17 protein-coding genes are annotated in these 15,397 nt (G+C 70.7%); 11 read left to right on the forward strand and 6 right to left on the reverse strand.

Annotated elements, in window-relative coordinates; all coding sequences use genetic code 11:
- Positions 1-56 precede the first annotated feature (56 nt).
- On the reverse strand, positions 57-473 hold the full coding sequence (locus IEY17_RS25470; RefSeq protein WP_229680194.1) for a TraR/DksA family transcriptional regulator: 417 nt from the start codon (positions 471-473) through the stop codon (positions 57-59).
- A 449-nt stretch (positions 474-922) separates the two neighbouring features.
- On the opposite strand from IEY17_RS25470, the gene IEY17_RS15560 reads away from it, so the two are divergent.
- Both IEY17_RS15560 and IEY17_RS15565 read left to right on the forward strand, forming a co-directional pair.
- Positions 923-2,050 (forward strand): PucR family transcriptional regulator, encoded by a 1,128-nt coding sequence (locus IEY17_RS15560; protein WP_229680195.1) that lies wholly within the window; start codon positions 923-925, stop codon positions 2,048-2,050.
- 510 nt (positions 2,051-2,560) lie between these two features.
- Positions 2,561-2,797, forward strand: coding sequence for a hypothetical protein (locus IEY17_RS15565; RefSeq protein WP_188988314.1), 237 nt, complete (start codon positions 2,561-2,563; stop codon positions 2,795-2,797).
- Positions 2,798-2,885: 88 nt separating this feature from the next.
- Here IEY17_RS15565 and IEY17_RS15570 read toward each other — a convergent pair whose 3' ends face one another.
- The 4 genes from IEY17_RS15570 to IEY17_RS15585 form a co-directional block, all read right to left on the reverse strand.
- A complete protein-coding gene (locus tag IEY17_RS15570) occupies positions 2,886-3,983 on the reverse strand; it encodes an SPFH domain-containing protein (RefSeq protein WP_188988316.1) in 1,098 nt (365 codons plus the stop codon).
- A 2-nt stretch (positions 3,984-3,985) separates the two neighbouring features.
- On the reverse strand, positions 3,986-4,417 hold the full coding sequence (locus tag IEY17_RS15575) for an NfeD family protein (protein WP_188988318.1): 432 nt from the start codon (positions 4,415-4,417) through the stop codon (positions 3,986-3,988).
- 333 nt (positions 4,418-4,750) lie between these two features.
- A complete protein-coding gene (locus IEY17_RS15580; protein WP_188988320.1) occupies positions 4,751-5,227 on the reverse strand; it encodes a hypothetical protein in 477 nt (158 codons plus the stop codon).
- A 23-nt stretch (positions 5,228-5,250) separates the two neighbouring features.
- Entirely contained in the window at positions 5,251-5,871 is a 621-nt protein-coding gene (locus IEY17_RS15585) for a TetR/AcrR family transcriptional regulator (protein WP_188988322.1), read from the reverse strand.
- A 261-nt stretch (positions 5,872-6,132) separates the two neighbouring features.
- Here IEY17_RS15585 and IEY17_RS25840 point away from each other — a divergent pair, with 261 nt between their 5' ends.
- The 9 genes from IEY17_RS25840 to ppsA all read left to right on the forward strand — a co-directional run bounded on the left by IEY17_RS25840 (position 6,133) and on the right by ppsA (position 14,324).
- Positions 6,133-6,255 carry a hypothetical protein gene (locus IEY17_RS25840; RefSeq protein WP_268240356.1) on the forward strand — a complete coding sequence of 41 codons (123 nt, stop codon included), beginning with the start codon at positions 6,133-6,135 and terminating at the stop codon, positions 6,253-6,255.
- Positions 6,256-6,625: 370 nt separating this feature from the next.
- Positions 6,626-7,672 (forward strand): phytoene/squalene synthase family protein, encoded by a 1,047-nt coding sequence (locus IEY17_RS15590; RefSeq protein ID WP_188988324.1) that lies wholly within the window; start codon positions 6,626-6,628, stop codon positions 7,670-7,672.
- Positions 7,669-8,010, forward strand: coding sequence for a lycopene cyclase domain-containing protein (locus tag IEY17_RS15595; RefSeq protein ID WP_188988326.1), 342 nt, complete (start codon positions 7,669-7,671; stop codon positions 8,008-8,010). Before IEY17_RS15590 ends, IEY17_RS15595 begins: the two co-directional genes overlap by 4 nt.
- On the forward strand, positions 8,007-8,336 hold the full coding sequence (locus IEY17_RS15600; protein WP_188988328.1) for a lycopene cyclase domain-containing protein: 330 nt from the start codon (positions 8,007-8,009) through the stop codon (positions 8,334-8,336). Before IEY17_RS15595 ends, IEY17_RS15600 begins: the two co-directional genes overlap by 4 nt.
- Complete coding sequence (locus tag IEY17_RS15605; protein ID WP_188988330.1) at positions 8,333-9,073, forward strand: class I SAM-dependent methyltransferase; 741 nt, start codon at positions 8,333-8,335, stop codon at positions 9,071-9,073. The genes IEY17_RS15600 and IEY17_RS15605 overlap by 4 nt, the downstream gene beginning before the upstream one ends.
- Positions 9,063-10,619, forward strand: coding sequence for an FAD-dependent oxidoreductase (locus tag IEY17_RS15610; RefSeq protein ID WP_188988332.1), 1,557 nt, complete (start codon positions 9,063-9,065; stop codon positions 10,617-10,619). Before IEY17_RS15605 ends, IEY17_RS15610 begins: the two co-directional genes overlap by 11 nt.
- Entirely contained in the window at positions 10,616-11,626 is a 1,011-nt protein-coding gene (locus IEY17_RS15615) for a DUF5914 domain-containing protein (protein ID WP_188988335.1), read from the forward strand. The genes IEY17_RS15610 and IEY17_RS15615 overlap by 4 nt, the downstream gene beginning before the upstream one ends.
- 192 nt (positions 11,627-11,818) lie before the next feature.
- Entirely contained in the window at positions 11,819-12,046 is a 228-nt protein-coding gene (locus tag IEY17_RS15620) for a DUF1918 domain-containing protein (RefSeq protein WP_188988337.1), read from the forward strand.
- Positions 12,047-12,053: 7 nt separating this feature from the next.
- Positions 12,054-14,324, forward strand: a complete 2,271-nt coding sequence (gene ppsA / locus IEY17_RS15625) for a phosphoenolpyruvate synthase (RefSeq protein ID WP_188988339.1) — start codon at positions 12,054-12,056, stop codon at positions 14,322-14,324.
- A 4-nt stretch (positions 14,325-14,328) separates the two neighbouring features.
- Here the strand turns inward: ppsA and IEY17_RS15630 are convergent, their stop codons facing one another.
- A complete protein-coding gene (locus IEY17_RS15630) occupies positions 14,329-15,324 on the reverse strand; it encodes an Acg family FMN-binding oxidoreductase (RefSeq protein WP_188988340.1) in 996 nt (331 codons plus the stop codon).
- Between the last annotated feature and the right edge of the window lie 73 nt (positions 15,325-15,397).

Genomic DNA, 15,397 nt, shown 5'->3' on the forward strand with positions numbered 1-15,397 from the left:
CCACCGCACCCGGCGCCACGCACCACACGCGATCCGGTTTCTCTGCACCTTGTTGGTCAGCTGGTTGTGCGTTGGCAGGACAGGCACAGGGTTGTCTTGGGGATGGCGGTGAGCAGCTGCAGCGGTATGTCAGACCCGCATGCACGGCAGAGGCCGTACACGCCGTCACGCATCCTCGCCAACGCCACCTCGATGTCTGCCAGCGCGCGCCGAGCGCCGCGCATCACCACGGCATTCACCTCGCGAACTGCTGATGCGCTGGCTTCCTGGTGAGCATGCCGTGCAGTGGTCCGGGCTTCGAGCTCGGTGAGCTGTTCGCGCCGGAAGGCGAGCTGCTGTTCCAGAGCTCTCCGCAGGGCGGGCAGGTGCGCCGCGACACTGCCGATGCGCTCCTGCCGCCGCGAGAGTTTCTCGTGATGGCGTCGTGGTTCCGGAATCGCTCCGGATCTCCGGCTTGCGACGAGCTGACCCATCCGTGTCGTCTCCTCCACCATGACGCATATGGGCACCGAACGTGTTGTCGACGAGATCAACAGCACTTCCTGGCACTCCCCAGGGTGCTCGTCCGCCATCCGGCTTGACCGGAGCTGCTCCCGGCCAACAACTCGGCGGTTCGTTGCCTGGGTACGGCACGTGTTCGTCCGACGATGCCTGCGCAGGCAGGACGGACGTATGGTGGGGGTGCCGAATCACGCGGGGGCGAAGCCGGTCCGCCTGAGGATGCGTGGTGATCAGCGAAAGCGCCCACCGCACAGCGCAGAGGGCGGGCTCTGTGCGGCAACGGTCAGTCCTGGAGGGTGGGACTGAAATGGTCGGCAGAGCGGGCCGAGGGCGCGGACGCACGGCGTCCGATACCGACACGGCGACGGTGTGGCTGACAGCGGTGGCGGAGGCCGCCAGCCAAGCCGCAGGCGGTGTGCCGGTGGAGCTGCTCGGTGATTACCTCCCGCTGCTGGCAGAGGCTGCCGCCACTGGGCGGCGCCCGAAGCGCTCGGAACTCAAGGTGGTGGACGCGCTCGGGCATCGGGCCGCCGAGCTGGGAATCTCGGCCGGTAGCGCGGTGGAGCTCTACCTGTCGGCGGCCTGGCGGCTGTGGCGACAACTTCCGGAAGTGGTCCGCTCAGACGACCCCGAGGAGGTGCGGGCGGCTGCCGAGGCGGTGCTGCACGTGGTGGCCGACTCGGTGGCGACACTGGCCGAGGGGTACACGCAGGCTCGCCGCCAGCTGGTTCGGTGGGAGGAGACACTGCGCCGGGAATTGATCGATGACCTGTTGCGCGGGGACGCCGATGTCGGCGGGCTGGTGGAGCGAGCAGAGCCGTTCGGCCTTGATCTGAGTCGTAGTCATCGGGTGGCACTGGCGGCTCCCTGCGGCCGGTCGATCGATGCCGAGGCCGCGACCAGTTCTCTCGAAAAGGTCATGCTGGATTGGTTGGGCGACCGCGATGTGCTGGTCGCTACGAAGGAGGGTGTGCTGGTCGTGCTGGCGCCCGCTGATGCTGCCCCAGCCGGGAAGGTTTCGTCAGGCGCGCAGGGGACTGGCCGCCTTGGCGAGCGGATGCATGCGGAGCTGAGCCGCTTGCCGCGCGGCAAGCCCTGGCGGGTAGCGGTCGGTCGACCGTACGCGGGTTCGTACGGTATCGCCCGCTCGTACGAGGAGGCGCGCGACACGCTCACCATGGCCTCCACGATGCACTTGGAAGACCCGGTGATCTATGCCGAGGAGTTGCTTGTCTATCGCGTGCTCTTCCGCGACCAACCCGCGATGGTCGATCTGGTGCGAGGGGTGCTCGGCCCGCTCACGCGCGCCCGCGGCGGCGCTGAACCCCTGCTGGCGACGCTGGAGGCATTCTTCGCCACCGGCGGCGTGGTCACCGAAACCGCGCGACGCCTGCACCTGTCGGTCCGTGCGGTCACCTACCGGCTGGACCGGGTGAAGGCGCTCACCGGACATGCCCCCACGAATCCTGCGCAGCGCTTGACGTTGCACGCGGCAGTGCTGGGCGCAAGGTTCTTCGGTTGGCCCCAGCATGAGCTGCCGGCAGGTTGACCGCTGCACCCACCTCGTTCACCGATCCGCCGGTTGGTGAGTGTGCTTGGGCTTGGCCGTTTCTGCACTCGACGCGCTGCACGTCGGGCGTCTGTACAACCTAATCACAGGCGTATCAACCAGATGAATGCCGCAAGAACGTTCGGGCGGTCACCGGGACGGCTGTCAGTGCGACGTTTGCCGAGGAACGGCAATGTGAGGCCGCGGTTGTTCGCCAGGTATCACCGGAGATACGGGCGGCGAACCCAGGCAGAATGAAGCCATCCGGACCGGCAAGCGGGCGTTGCACCCGGATGCCGGTCATTCGATCACTTGCCGCCGACGCTTCGCGGGCAGCAGCAAGAGGGAAACCGCGACTCGGGTCCCAATTGACGAACACTACCTGAAAAAGAAATGCCGTCCGGAATAGCGACCCCCGCCCAAAGGTCGACACCCGCTCACCTGAGCCGGCGAGAACACAACCCGGTCGAGCGCGCCGGAAAACACGAATCGATATCCAGGGAGGTCACGATGTCGCAGGAGCTGATGTTCGCCTTGGCGTCAGCCAACGCATTGCGGGACGCGCTCGATCGTGCGCGCGTTGGGGATTGCACGCAGCAGGCGGGGTGGGTTCGTGCGGAAGCCCAGAAGCTGCAGCACCTGGTGGCGGCATGCAGCCGGAGTGAGGAGTATCCCGCGCTCAGTGCGGGCTTGGCCGAGTTCGCCATCCGGATCCAGGAAATTCTCGACGCCCGCCAGGATGGCTGATCATGCCGCCCCGTGGCGGCACACTGCGGCAATCCCCCTTTCTGACCGGCCGATGCCAGCCTGCGGTCCGGGTGGGGTGCACGCCGAATCACGCTCCACAGCTGGGCTGGTCGCTGGTCGAATGCGATCGTTGGTCATCACGCCCGGGTACGGTCTCGGGCGCGGTTCGCGGCGCTGCGATGTGCATGGTATCGGTCTCGGCAGCATCAGCGACGGCCTCCGCGGCGGCCTCGGCTGCGCGGGCCGCGTCCTCGGACGCTCGTGCCGCTGTTTCGTCGGTGGAGTCCTCGCGGGTGGCCGTGGAGGTGGGCAGCGATTCGCTGAAGGCTCGGGATACCTCGTGGAGGGCGGAGGTGACTTCACTGGGGATCACCCAGAACGTGTTGCCGGCGCCCTGGGCGATCTGTGGCAGTACCCGCAGGTACTGATAGGCGAGCAGTTTGGGATCGGGATCGTTGCGGTGGACGGCCTGGAACACCTGGTCGATGGCTCGCGACTGGCCCTCCGCTCTGAGGATCTCCGCGGAACGGTTGCCCTCGGCGCGCAGCACGGCGGCCTGCTTCTCGCCCTCGGCGGTGAGGATCTGCGACTGGCGGTGGCCTTCCGCGGAAAGAATCACGGCCCGCTTGTCCCGCTCGGCCCGCATCTGCTTCTCCATTGCGTCCTTGATGGTCTGCGGCGGGTCGACGGCCTTGATCTCCACCCGGTTGACCCGCAGGCCCCACTTGCCGGTGGCCTCATCCAGCACGCCTCGAAGCTGGCTGTTGATGGTGTCGCGGGAGGTCAGCGTGCGTTCCAGGTCCATGGACCCGACGACGTTGCGCAGTGTGGTGACGGTGAGTTGTTCGACGGCCTGCAGGTAGCTGGCGATCTCGTACGCCGCGGCACGCGGGTCGGTGACCTGGAAGTACAGCACGGTGTCGATCTCGACGACCAGGTTGTCTTCGGTGATGACCGGCTGCGGGCGGAACGAGACAACCTGCTCCCGAAGATCGATCGCCGGGTAGACGCGGTCGATGTAGGGGATGACGAAGTTGAGACCGGGTCGCAGCGTGCGCTGGTAGCGACCAAGCCGTTCGACGTTGCGGGCCCGCGCCTGCGGCACGATGCGCACCGCGCGGAGCACGGTGACGACGACGAGCAGCGCGATCAGTGCGACCGCGATCACCGCCGCTGAGATTTCCATGGTCACTCCCGTGGGTAGACGATCGCGGTGCTGCCACTGATGTGCATGACGTCGACCGTTGCGCCGACAGGGATCACCACAGCGTCGTCGTAGGGGCGCGCCGTCCATTCCTCGCCGTCGATCCGCACCCGGCCGCTGTGACCGGTCACCTCCTGCAGGACGTAGGCGGACCTGCCGATGAGCGCATCCACACCGAAGCGCTGCGGTTCAGGCCGGAGCATGTGCCTGCGGGCAGCAGGCCGCACGAGCAGCACACCAATCACGGAGGCGACGGCGAACACGCCGAGCTGGGCGGGTAGCGGAAGACCGATGCCCGCCGATCCGGCCGTGATCAACGCGGCGATGCCCAACATCCCCAGCGCGGCTGTCAGCGTGAAGACCTCTGCGATGCCCAGCGCCACCGCGAAGATCAACCAGATGGCCCATGCGTCCATGCCGCGACCTCTCCCGGACTCGACGACGCGCAGCACAACCACGCACCGTCACTACCAGCCTGAGCTGCGGCAGATGTGCAGGCAAGGCGCTGAAGCGCCAAAACGACAGCGAGTTGTTTTCCGGGTTCCGGCAAGCCGCGAAAGGCGCTGTGCACCGTGCGGATCTCGATTCGCCGATGACGGGAAAACTCGCTGTGGTCGGTGGCGCCAGCGCGGTCCCCACGGCTCAGCCCCGCAGCGGGGACTGAGCCGGTGCTCTTAACTCGTGCTAGATCAGGGTGAGCGGCACCACAACCGCCTGACACGTGCTGTTAGCTCGAGCTAACCACCCGATCAGCGACGGCGGCGGACACCCAGGTCTCCCAGCAGGGTGCCCTGTTCCGGGGTGGCGGGTTTGGTGAACCAGCCCGAATAGGTCAGCAGTAGGCCGACGGCGGCCAGGGCGACGAAGAAGATGCGGGCCAGGGTCGTCGCGGTCGGTGAGAGCATGGTGGCATCGACACCCGAGCGGATCGCCTCGGGTGCTGCGATCAGAAGGAAACCGCGTACGGCCACGAACCAGCCGAACAGCGACACGGTGACCGCGAGCGGGCCGCGCCAGCTGCGGTGCCCGCCGATGATGACCAGTCCCGCGCCGAGCATCACGGCGCCGAGCAGCCACACCAACACGGGGCGGGCGAACAGGTCGTTGATGAGACCCACCAGTTCGGGCAGACGGATCGCGTAGACGGTGGCGAAAATGGCGATGTAGGGACCGATGACACGGGCGAACGCCCGGGTGCGCCGCTGCGCCTCGATGCTCGCTGACATGGTGTTCGCTCCTCGTCTCCCGTTCAGAGGTATCCGACCTGGCCGGCGGGGTGTTGTTGAGCACCGGGGCGGTAGCCGACCTGGTGGAGCACGGCACGCAGGAACTGCTCGACGTCGCTGGGCGTGCAGGTGTCCGGGCGGGTTGCCAGGTGTTGCCAGACCGCGCCGGTGAGCAGGTCCAGCACGACGTCCAGGTCGGCGTCCTCGGGCAACTGCCCGCGGTCACGGGCCTGCTCGAGGACGTTTCGGCGGGTCTGGTCCCGTTCCCGGCCGAACAGATCCCGGTAGGCGCGTGCGAGTCCTGGGTAGTCCTCGATCGCGCCGTAGAGGCGGCGCAGGAGGCGGCGCTGGCGCGGGTTTGCGAGCACGGACGCCCAGCCGACCAGCAGGTGCTCGACGTCGCGGATCTCCGGCGTTCGCGGGGGATCGCCGTAGGCGGCCTCGATCGTGGCGAGCAGCAGCCGGGTCTTGTCCGGGAAGCGCCGGTACACGGTGGCCCGGGTGACTCCGGCGCGCCGGGCCACCTGCTCGATGCTGGTCGCTTCGACGCCTCGCTCGGTCAGCAGCTCCAGCGCGGCGCCCAGGATGGCGTTGTCGGCTTCCCTGCTCCGCGGGCGACCAGGCGCGCGGTTCTCGGCGCTCATGCCGGTTACAATACAGTACAGGTCTGTATTGTATAGCCGCGGTTCGCTCCGCCCGAGAGATCACGAACCAGGCCCAGCAGTGAGCTGGGCCTGAATCCCGTCCAGGATGGTGGCCAGACCGAGTCGGAACTGGCCGTCGAAGTCCTCCTCCTCCAGCTGCGCGTGGGCGGACAGGCCGGCGTGCCTCGAGGTAGAGCTGTGCCTGGCGGTGCAGCTCGGTGCGGTCGGCGGGGTTGCGAATGGATCACCTGCCGCGCCACGATGTCCCGCCACGACGCGGTGTCGTCGTCCGGGCAGTCGATCTCGGCGAAGACCGCCTCGATGGCGAGGTCGACCTTCGGCGTCCAGCAGTTCGACCGCGGCGCGCACGATCCGCTCCCGTGACTGCCGGGGCTTGCGGGGCGCGCAACGCTGCCGAACACCTGGCTCGACGCTCCCGACCGTAAACGACCGGGTCCGGCGCCGCTGACCGAACAACTCCTGCCCGCAGACCTGGGTGCCTGAACCCCCGCCCTGCTCACCACGGGACGGCCACGTCGTCGGCACTGGCGGGACGGGCGGCGATTTGCGGCACCGCAGGACCACGAGCATCGTCGAGCTGACCGGCGCCTGCCAGGTGCCGGCGGCTCCCCGGGCCCGCCCGGATCAACACCGGGAGGGCGCGGCCCATGGGGCGAGTCAGGCACAGCCGGATGCCGTGGTGAGGGGGACGGATGCGGGGAGTGCGTGCCGCCGGCCTCGCGGAGGTGCGCCGGTGATGCGGGCGGAACTGGACGCTGCGGGAATCACCGACCCGGACCTGCGGCTGGCCTACGCGCGCTGCCGGGAACTCAACGCCCGGCACGGCCGGACCTTCTTCCTCGCCACCAGCCTGCTCGCCCGCGCCCAACGTCCCGCCGTGCATGCGCTGTACGGGTTCGCGCGGTGGGTTGACGACATCGTCGACGTGGCCCGCCCCGGGGAGTCCGACGCGGACCGGGCCGCGGCTCTGGACGCGGTCGCCCAGGAGCTGTTCGCGGCGCTGGACCACGGCGGCAGCGAAGCGCCGGTGCTGGCCGCCGTGGTCGACACCGCGCTGCGCCACGGGCTCGACCGGAAGCTGTTCGAGGACTTTCTGCGATCCATGCGCATGGACCTGGTGATCACCGACTACCCCGACCGGGCCGCGCTGGACCGCTACGTCCGCGGCTCGGCCGAGGTGATCGGTTTGCAGGTGCTCCCGGTGCTGCACACCGTCGTGCCCGCCGAGGTGGCCGCACCGCACGCCGGCGCGCTGGGCAAGGCGTTCCAGCTGACCAACTTCCTGCGCGACGTGGCCGAGGACCTCGACCGCGGGCGGATCTACCTGCCTGCCGACGAACTGGCCGCGCACGGGGTGGACCGCGACCTGCTCCAGTGGTGCCGGTGGCGCGGCTGCACCGACCTGCGGGTGCGGGAGGCGTTGGCCGAGCAGCACGCCATCACCCGCCGCGTCTACCGGTTCGCCCGGGCCGGCATCCCGATGCTGGACCCGGTGTCCCGGCCCTGCGTGGCCACCGCGGCGGTGCTGTACCAGGAGATTCTCGACCGCATCGAAGCGGCGGATTTCGCCGTGTTCACCCGACGTGCCGTGGTCGGCAGGTGGCGGCGGGCGAGCGTCGCCGGTGCTGGCCTGGCTCGCGCGCTGTGGGCCCGCCGCGGCGGTTGGGTCGCGCCCAGCCGGCCGGCACGCGTCCGACCGGCCGTGGTGAGTACCGCCGGTCTGCGGCTTCCGGCTCAGCGCGGGAGTGCGCCGCCGTATGCGACTGGGGGTGGAGCATGACCGAGCAGTGGCAGTACCTGCTGGTGATGGCCGCGTGTCTGCTGGTGACCGTCCCGCTGGAGTTCCTCGGCGCCCGGGTCTACCGCAACCCTGCCCGGTTGGCCCGGGCGGTGCTGCCGGTCGCGGCGGTGTTCCTCGCCTGGGACGCGATCGCGATCGCCGCGCGGGTGTGGACGTTCAACCCGCGCTACGTCACCGGCCTGCGTCCGGTGTTCGGCGTGCCGCTGGAGGAACTGGTGTTCTTCCTGGTCGTCCCGGCCTGCGCCCTGCTCGTCCACGGCTGCGTGCGAGCCCTGCTGCGCCGCAGCGGCCAGCCGTCCGGGGGGAGACTGCGGTGATCGGACTCGGTTACACGCTGCCGGCGCTGCTGTCGGTGTGCGCGGTGCTGGTGTGGGAGTGCGCGTACCTGCGCACCGGCCTGCTCACCCGGCCGGACTACTGGCTCTCGGTGGCGATCGTGCTCGCGTTCCAGGTTCCCGTCGACGGGTGGCTGACCAAGCTGCACGCACCCATCGTGGTGTACAGCCCGGAGCACATCAGCGGGCTGCGGTTCCCGTGGTGGGACATCCCCGTGGAGGACTTCCTCCACGGCTATGCGCTGATCACCGCGGTGCTGCTGCTGTGGGAGCACCTGCGGCGGCGCGAGGGCGAGGTGGTGCCGTGAAGCTCGGCCGGACGGGGTTGCGCCGGGATGCGGTCCCCGCCGCGTTCGACGCCGGGGCCGCGGCCTACGACCGGCTCGTGGCCGCCAATCCCGGCTACCACGAGCACCTGCGCACCTCGGTGCGCCGTATGCGCCTGCCGGCGGGCGGTGCGGGGCTGCGGCTGCTCGACGCCGGATGCGGCACCGGGGCGTCGACCGCCGCCCTGCTCGCGGTGGCCGGGGCCGCCGAGATCGTGGCCGTGGACGCCTCGGCGTGCATGCTGCGGCAGGCCAGGCGCAAGCCGTGGCCGACGTCCGTGCGGTTCGTGCACGCCCGCGTCGAGGACCTGGCGGAGACCGAACCGTTCGACGGCATCTTCGCGGCGTACCTGGTCCGCAACCTGGCCGATCCGGACGAGCAGTTGCGGGCCTTCCGAGACCTGCTGCGGCCGGGCGGGACGCTGGCGGTGCACGAGTACTCGGTGCGCGACTCGCTGCGGGCCAGGGTGGTGTGGCCCGCGGTGTGCTGGAGCGTCATCATCCCCGCCGGACTGGTGGCGACCGGCCGGACCGGTCTGTTCCGCCACCTGTGGCGCAGCGTCGCGACGTTCGACGGGGTCGACCGGTTCCGGCGGCGGATCGCCGACTGCGGATTCACCGACGTGCGCGCCATGACCATGACCGGTTGGCAGCGCGGCGTGGTGCACACCTTCCTCGGCACCGCTCCCGGTGGACAGGAGCCGCCGGATGCGCCATGACATCGACCGCCGCGCCGTCCGCCACCGCGCCCCGGACGGGGTGGCGGATGCCCGGGCACTGGGGCGGCGGCCCCACGTGGTCGTGGTCGGCGGCGGTATCGCCGGGCTGTGCGCGGCCACCGGTCTGGCTGAACGCGGTGTCGGCGTGCGGGTCGTCGAGCGCGACAACCAGCTGGGTGGGCGGGTCGCGGGGTGGATCGAACGGCTGCCCGACGGCACCAGCGTGGCCATGAGCCGCGGCTTCCACGCCTTCTTCCGGCAGTACTACAACCTGCGCGCACTGCTGCGGCGCGGCGACCCGCAGCTGGAGCGCCTCGTCGCCCTGGACGACTACCCGCTGGTCGACGCCACAGGCAGGCGGGACACCTTCCGCGGCCTGCCCCGCACCCCGCCGTGGAACGCACTGCTGTTCGCCCTGCGCAGCCCCACGTTCCGGCTCGCCGACCTGCTGCGGCTGGATCCGCGTGCCGCCGCGCCGCTGGCCGCGGTGTCGGTGCCCGGCATCTACCACCGGCTCGACCACGTCGCGGTCGACACGTTCCTGGAGCGGATCCGCTTCCCCGACGCCGCGCGGCACCTCGCGCTGGAGGTGTTCTCCCGCAGCTTCTTCGCCCCGCCGGAGCAGATGTCTGCCGCCGAGCTCGCCACCATGTTTCACATCTACTTCCTCGGGTCCGATGAGGGACTGCTGTTCGACGTCCCCGACGCCGGGTTCGACCGCAGTCTGTGGGCACCGCTGCGGGAGTACCTCACCGCGCTCGACGTCGGAGTCCACCTCGGCACCACCGCGCGTGGCGTCGAACCCACCGGTGACCGGTTCCGGGTTGTGCTCGACAGCGGGCGGGTCCTCGACGCCGACGGCGTCGTGCTGGCTGTGGACGTGGCAGGGCTGCGCCGGCTCGTGCACGACTCGCCCGGGCTCGCCGCCCCCGCCGGGTGGGCCGAGTCGGTGCGCGGGCTGCGCACCGCGCCACCGTTTCTGGTCCAGCGGCTCTGGCTCGACCGGGCTGTCGCCGCGCACCGCCCGGCGTTCCTGGCGGCGGGTGGACTGCCGCCGCTGGACAACATCAGCGTGCTGGACCGCTACGACCGCGACGCCCAGGACTGGGCCGCCCGGCGCGGGGGCTCGGTCGTCGAACTGCACGCCTACGCCCTCCCCACGGAGGGAACCGCGGAGCACATCGGTCGGCTGCGCCGGCACCTCATCGCCAGGCTGCAGCAGCTCTACCCGGAGACCCGGAAGGCGGGCGTCGTGGCGGAATCGGTGCAGTGGCGCGCGGACTGCCCGCTGTTCGGTATCGGCGACTTCCGCCGCCGCCCCCGGGTGCGCACCCCGCACCCGGGGCTCGTGCTCGCCGGGGACGGAGTCCGGATCGACGTGCCGGTGGCGCTGATGGAACGCGCCGCGACCACGGGGTGGCACGCGGCCAACTGTCTGCTCGCCCGGTTCGGCGTGCGGGGGCACGAGCTCGTGTCGGTGCCGACCAGGGGCCGTCTGGCGCCGCTGCGCCGACTCGCGCAGCGGGGAAGGGAGGACATGCGGTGAGCAGGTTGTCAGGTCTGCTGCGCAGGTGGCCGGCGAACTGGCCGCTGCAGCCGGTGCCGCGGACGCGGTGGGAGCACCAGGAACCGACCTACCCGGACGCCGACCCCCAGGTGATCGCCGCGGCGCTCAAACGCGCGGAGGCACGAGCCGCCGGGAACTGGTACGTCTTCGCCGCGAGCCGCAGCGTGCGCGCCGACCGGCCGCTCGGTTTCCGGGTCGCCGGGGTGGAACTGGTGGCCTGGCGCGACGCCGCGGGCCGCCTGGTCGTCGGTCCCGGCGCGTGCCCGCACCTCGGCGCCCCGCTGGCACGGGCCGCGGTCGATGGCGGGGATCTCGTGTGCCGGTGGCACGGGCTCCGCATCGGCGTGGGCGGCTGCTCCGGGTGGCGCGCGGTGCCCAGCCATGATGACGGCGTGCTCGCGTGGGTCCGGCTGGACGCCGTCGGCGGCGAGGAGCCGCTGCCAGAGCCGGTCGTCCCCACCCGGCCACCGGCGGAGTCCGCCGTGGATGCGGTGGCCTCGCTGGTGGGCGTGTGCGAACCGGCCGACGTCGTCGCCAACCGTCTGGACCCGTGGCACGGCGCGTGGTTCCACCCCTACTCCTTCACCCGGCTGCGGGTGCTCGGCGCGCCGGGCAAGGTCGACGTACCGCCCGACGACGACCGGTTCACGGTCGCGGTGACGTTCCGCGTCGGCGGGCGCCTCGGCGTCCCGGTCCACGCCGAGTTCACCGCCCCCGAGCCGCGGACCGTGGTGATGCGGATCGTCTCCGGTGAAGGTGTCGGCAGCGTCGTCGAAACGCACGCCACCCCACTCGGCACCGGCCGGGACGGACGTCCGAGGACAGCGGTGGTGGAGGCCGTGGTCGCGGACTCCACCAGGCCGGGCTTCGCCGTGGCACGGGCCTTCGCACCGTTGTTGCGTCCGGTCATGGCGCGCGCCGCAGCCCGGCTGTGGCGCGACGACCTGGCCTACGCCGAGCGCCGCTACGCGCTACGAACCTCCTGACGCGGAGCGTTTCCACGTTTGATGCTCCAGATGTGTGCTCGTCCGTGAGGCGGGCACCGATGACCGCGCACCCTTCCCATCCCGACCGCGCGACCGCATCGCACCGGCACAACCCGAGTCCTTCGGCACTTCCGACCACCGCCCCGCACGGCCGACACTGGAAAGACAGTCACCTCCTCAGAGGAAAACGCCATGCGAGCAGAAGTCGGCGAATGGCTCATCGCCGAGCCCGTCCACCTGGACGGACACCGCCGCAAGGGACAGATCATCGAAGTACACGGCCCGGACGGCGAGCCGCCCTATCTGGTGCGCTGGATCGACGACGACCGGGTGACCCTGTTCTTCCCGGGTCCGGACACGCACCTCGAGCGGCATCTGCCGCCGCACCTGAAGGTCACCGAGCACACCGCTTCCCGCTGAGGCCGCGATGTCCTGGACCAAGTGGTTCTCCGAGCTGGGGCTTGCGGATGTGCCCACCGCGGGCGGCAAGGGCGCGAACCTGGGTGAGCTGACCCGGGCGGGTCTGCCCGTGCCGCCGGGTTTCGTACTGACCGCCAACGCCTACCGCACCTGCATGGCCGACGGCGGTGCGTGGGTGGAACTGGACCGGGAACTGGCCGAAGCCGCCCGGGTCGTCGACGCCCCGGACCGGCTCGCCGAAGTCTGCGCGCGGCTGCGGGAGCGGGTGCACCGAGCGGGGATGCGGCCTGCGGTGCGCGCGGAACTGCTCGCGGCCTACGCCCAGTTGGACGGCAACCGGAGGGTGGCGGTGCGCTCGTCGGCCACCGCGGAGGACGCGCCGGAGCTCTCCTTCGCCGGGGTCAACGAGAGCTTCACCAACGTCACCGGCGCCGACGACCTGGTCGCACGGGTGATCGACTGCTGGGCGTCGCTGTTCGGCCCGCGGGCGATCGTCTACCGGGCGGCGCAGGGCGTGCGCGAGGCACCGGTGATGGCGGTGATCGTGCAGCAGATGGTGGACGCCGATCGCTCCGGCGTCGCCTTCACCACCAACCCGGTTACCGGCGCGCGGGACGAGATACTGGTGGAGGCCAGCTACGGGCTCGGCGAATCCGTGGTCAGCGGCGCGGTGGAACCCGACACCTACACCATCCGCAAGACCAATGCCCAGGTCATCCACGTCGACGTCGGCAGGAAAACGCACAAGATCATCCCAGACACCGGCGGAACGCAGACCCGCGTCGCGGTCGGGCCGGACGAAGTTGCTCACCGCGTGCTCAGCGACAACGAGCTCGCGGACCTGACGAAACTGCTGGTCCAGGTCGAGCAGCACTACGGCAGCCCGCAGGACGTGGAGTGGGCGATCGAGAACGACGCCTGGTGGCTCGTGCAGTCCCGCCCGGTCACCGCGCTGGGCCACCGCGCCCGGACGAACGCGGTCCTGGTCTCCGGGTTCGGCGCCTCGTTCGGCACCGCCTCGGGTGCGGTACGGGTCATGCGGTCCCCCACCGAGGCGGGAGCGTTGCAGCAGGGTGAGGTGCTGGTCGCTCCGATGACCGCGCCGGACTGGCTGCCGGCGATCCGCAAGGCGACCGCGTTGGTGACCGACAGCGGCGGCATGACCTGCCACGCCGCGATCGTCGCCCGCGAACTCGGCCTGCCGTGCGTGGTGGGTGCGCACACCGCCACCACGACACTGCGCACCGGCATGCAGGTCACCGTTGACGGCTCGAAAGGCACCGTCGTCGAAGGTATTGCCGTCGACGAAGAAACCGCCGACACCTCCCGCCGACCGGCGCAGGTTGCCGCCGCCCCGCATTCTGCGGTGGAGCCGTTGGCCACCCGCATCTACGTCAATCTGGCCATGCCCGACCAGGCCGAGCGGGTGGCTGCCCTGCCCGTCGACGGTGTCGGGCTCCTGCGGGCCGAGTTTGTGCTCACCGACGCGCTTGGCGGCGAGCACCCCGGCCGCGTCGTGGCCCGCGACGGCCAGGAAGCGGCGATCACCGCGATCGTGGCGGCGGTGTCCACGATCACCGCCGCGTTCGCACCACGGCCGGTGATCTACCGGGCGGCGGACTTCCGCAGCAACGAGTTCCGCCACCTCACCGGCGGCGAGGAGTTCGAACCGGTCGAGGACAATCCGATGATCGGCTACCGCGGGTGCTACCGCTACGTGCGCGACCCGTCGCTGTTCCGCCTCGAACTCGAAGCCCTCGCCCGCGTCCGGGAGCAGACCCCCAACCTGCACCTGATGATCCCGTTCGTGCGCACCCGCTGGGAACTCGAGCAGTGCCTGGCCGAAATCGACCGCAGCAGGCTGGGCGACGACCGCGATCTGCACCGCTGGGTCATGGCCGAGGTCCCCTCGGTGCAGTACTGGCTGCCCGTGTACGCCCGGCTGGGCATCGACGGTGTGTCCATCGGCAGCAACGACCTCACCCAACTCGTCCTCGGCGTCGACCGCGACTCCGAGGTGTGCGCACCGCTGTTCGACGAATCCGACCCCGCGGTGCTGGATGTGATCGGCAACATCGTCGGAGCCGCCCGCCGCGCGGGGATCACCTCCTCGCTGTGCGGGCAGGCACCCTCCGCCAGCCCGGCCTTCGCCGAACACCTCATCCGGCTGGGCATCACCTCGATCTCGGTCAACCCCGACGCCGTGCCCGCCGTGCGCCAAGCCGCGGCCACGGCCGAGCGCACGATCCTCCTCGAAGCCGCCCGAACCCGGCTGTGACCGATCAGTCCTGCGGGAACAGGGGTTCGACGACGTCGGACACCGGTCGGCGCGGGGTGAGCGGACCAGGGAACTCGTGCGTCACCGGCCACCCGATGCGGATCGCCAGCTGCGGGAACCCGGTGCCACCGAGGATTTCCTCCCGAACCTGGTTGCGCGACGCCGCGCCCTCACTGATCTGGCTCAGCGGACAGGTCGCCAAGCCGTGCTCGGTCGCGGTGAGCAGGACGGCGCTGAGCGCCTCGCCGGCCGCCAGCCAGCTCTCGTAGCTGTCGCCGCGGGTCGACAGCACAGCCAGCACTGCCCCGTCGTCCAGGATCGGCACGGGCAGCTCCCCCTCTGCGACCAACGCGAAGTCCCGCTCGGGCATGCCGCGCAGGTGCTCGGCCGGGATGCTGCGCACCGGCACCCCCTCCGGGGAAGCGTGCCGTCCCGCCCAGGCGGCCAGCTCTTCCCGGTACTCCGGGCGTTGGCGTTGCTCCGACCCCGCATGCTCGATCGCCAGCTCCAGCTCCCGGCGCTCCCGGTCACCCACGGCGAAGGTGAGCGTGCAGCCCTCCAACCGCGCGACCTCCCGCAGCGGCACAAGGACCGCCCGCGGCACCGGATCGGTCAGGAACGGCCTCCGGTCGCAGCGGCGCGCAGCCGCGGCAGCCGCCAGCGTCACGACATGTTCGTCCACCTCGTCCAGCCTGGCGAACTCCAGTGACGCCAGGTGGTCCGGCTGCGCGGGGTTGGGCAGCCGGTGCACCGTGGTCTGCCAGCCTTCGGCGGCGAACGCGATCCGCGCGTGGTTCAGCGCAGCACCGCAACTGATCACCAACTCCCGTCCGCACGGATCGAGAACCCCGAGCAGGCGGGAGCGGTCGAGGTAGAGATGCACCGTGCGCTCGGCCAGCTTCCACTTCCACGGCTGGCTGTTGTGCACCGAAGGAGCCCGGCAGGCCAAGGCCAGCGCGGACCTCATCGTCTCCTGCGACGGGACGTTCCTGGCTGCCATCACCACTCACCCCAGCACGAGCTGGTTCCTGCACCACGACCCGGGGTACCCGCGATACGTCCGGCGGGAACGG

The sequence above is a fragment of the Saccharopolyspora thermophila genome, assembly GCF_014646075.1.
GTDB classification, from domain to species: Bacteria; Actinomycetota; Actinomycetes; order Mycobacteriales; family Pseudonocardiaceae; genus Saccharopolyspora; species Saccharopolyspora thermophila.

Coding starts and splice junctions, on each gene's coding strand:
- IEY17_RS25470 (WP_229680194.1), bottom strand. CDS start 473: ATGGGTCAGCTCGTCGCAAGCCGGAGATCCGGAGCGATTCCGGAACCA.
- IEY17_RS15565 (WP_188988314.1), top strand. CDS start 2,561: ATGTCGCAGGAGCTGATGTTCGCCTTGGCGTCAGCCAACGCATTGCGG.
- IEY17_RS15570 (WP_188988316.1), bottom strand. CDS start 3,983: ATGGAAATCTCAGCGGCGGTGATCGCGGTCGCACTGATCGCGCTGCTC.
- IEY17_RS15575 (WP_188988318.1), bottom strand. CDS start 4,417: ATGGACGCATGGGCCATCTGGTTGATCTTCGCGGTGGCGCTGGGCATC.
- IEY17_RS15580 (WP_188988320.1), bottom strand. CDS start 5,227: ATGTCAGCGAGCATCGAGGCGCAGCGGCGCACCCGGGCGTTCGCCCGT.
- IEY17_RS15585 (WP_188988322.1), bottom strand. CDS start 5,871: ATGAGCGCCGAGAACCGCGCGCCTGGTCGCCCGCGGAGCAGGGAAGCC.
- IEY17_RS25840 (WP_268240356.1), top strand. CDS start 6,133: ATGTCCCGCCACGACGCGGTGTCGTCGTCCGGGCAGTCGATCTCGGCG.
- IEY17_RS15595 (WP_188988326.1), top strand. CDS start 7,669: ATGACCGAGCAGTGGCAGTACCTGCTGGTGATGGCCGCGTGTCTGCTG.
- IEY17_RS15610 (WP_188988332.1), top strand. CDS start 9,063: ATGCGCCATGACATCGACCGCCGCGCCGTCCGCCACCGCGCCCCGGAC.
- IEY17_RS15620 (WP_188988337.1), top strand. CDS start 11,819: ATGCGAGCAGAAGTCGGCGAATGGCTCATCGCCGAGCCCGTCCACCTG.
- ppsA (WP_188988339.1), top strand. CDS start 12,054: ATGTCCTGGACCAAGTGGTTCTCCGAGCTGGGGCTTGCGGATGTGCCC.
- IEY17_RS15630 (WP_188988340.1), bottom strand. CDS start 15,324: ATGGCAGCCAGGAACGTCCCGTCGCAGGAGACGATGAGGTCCGCGCTG.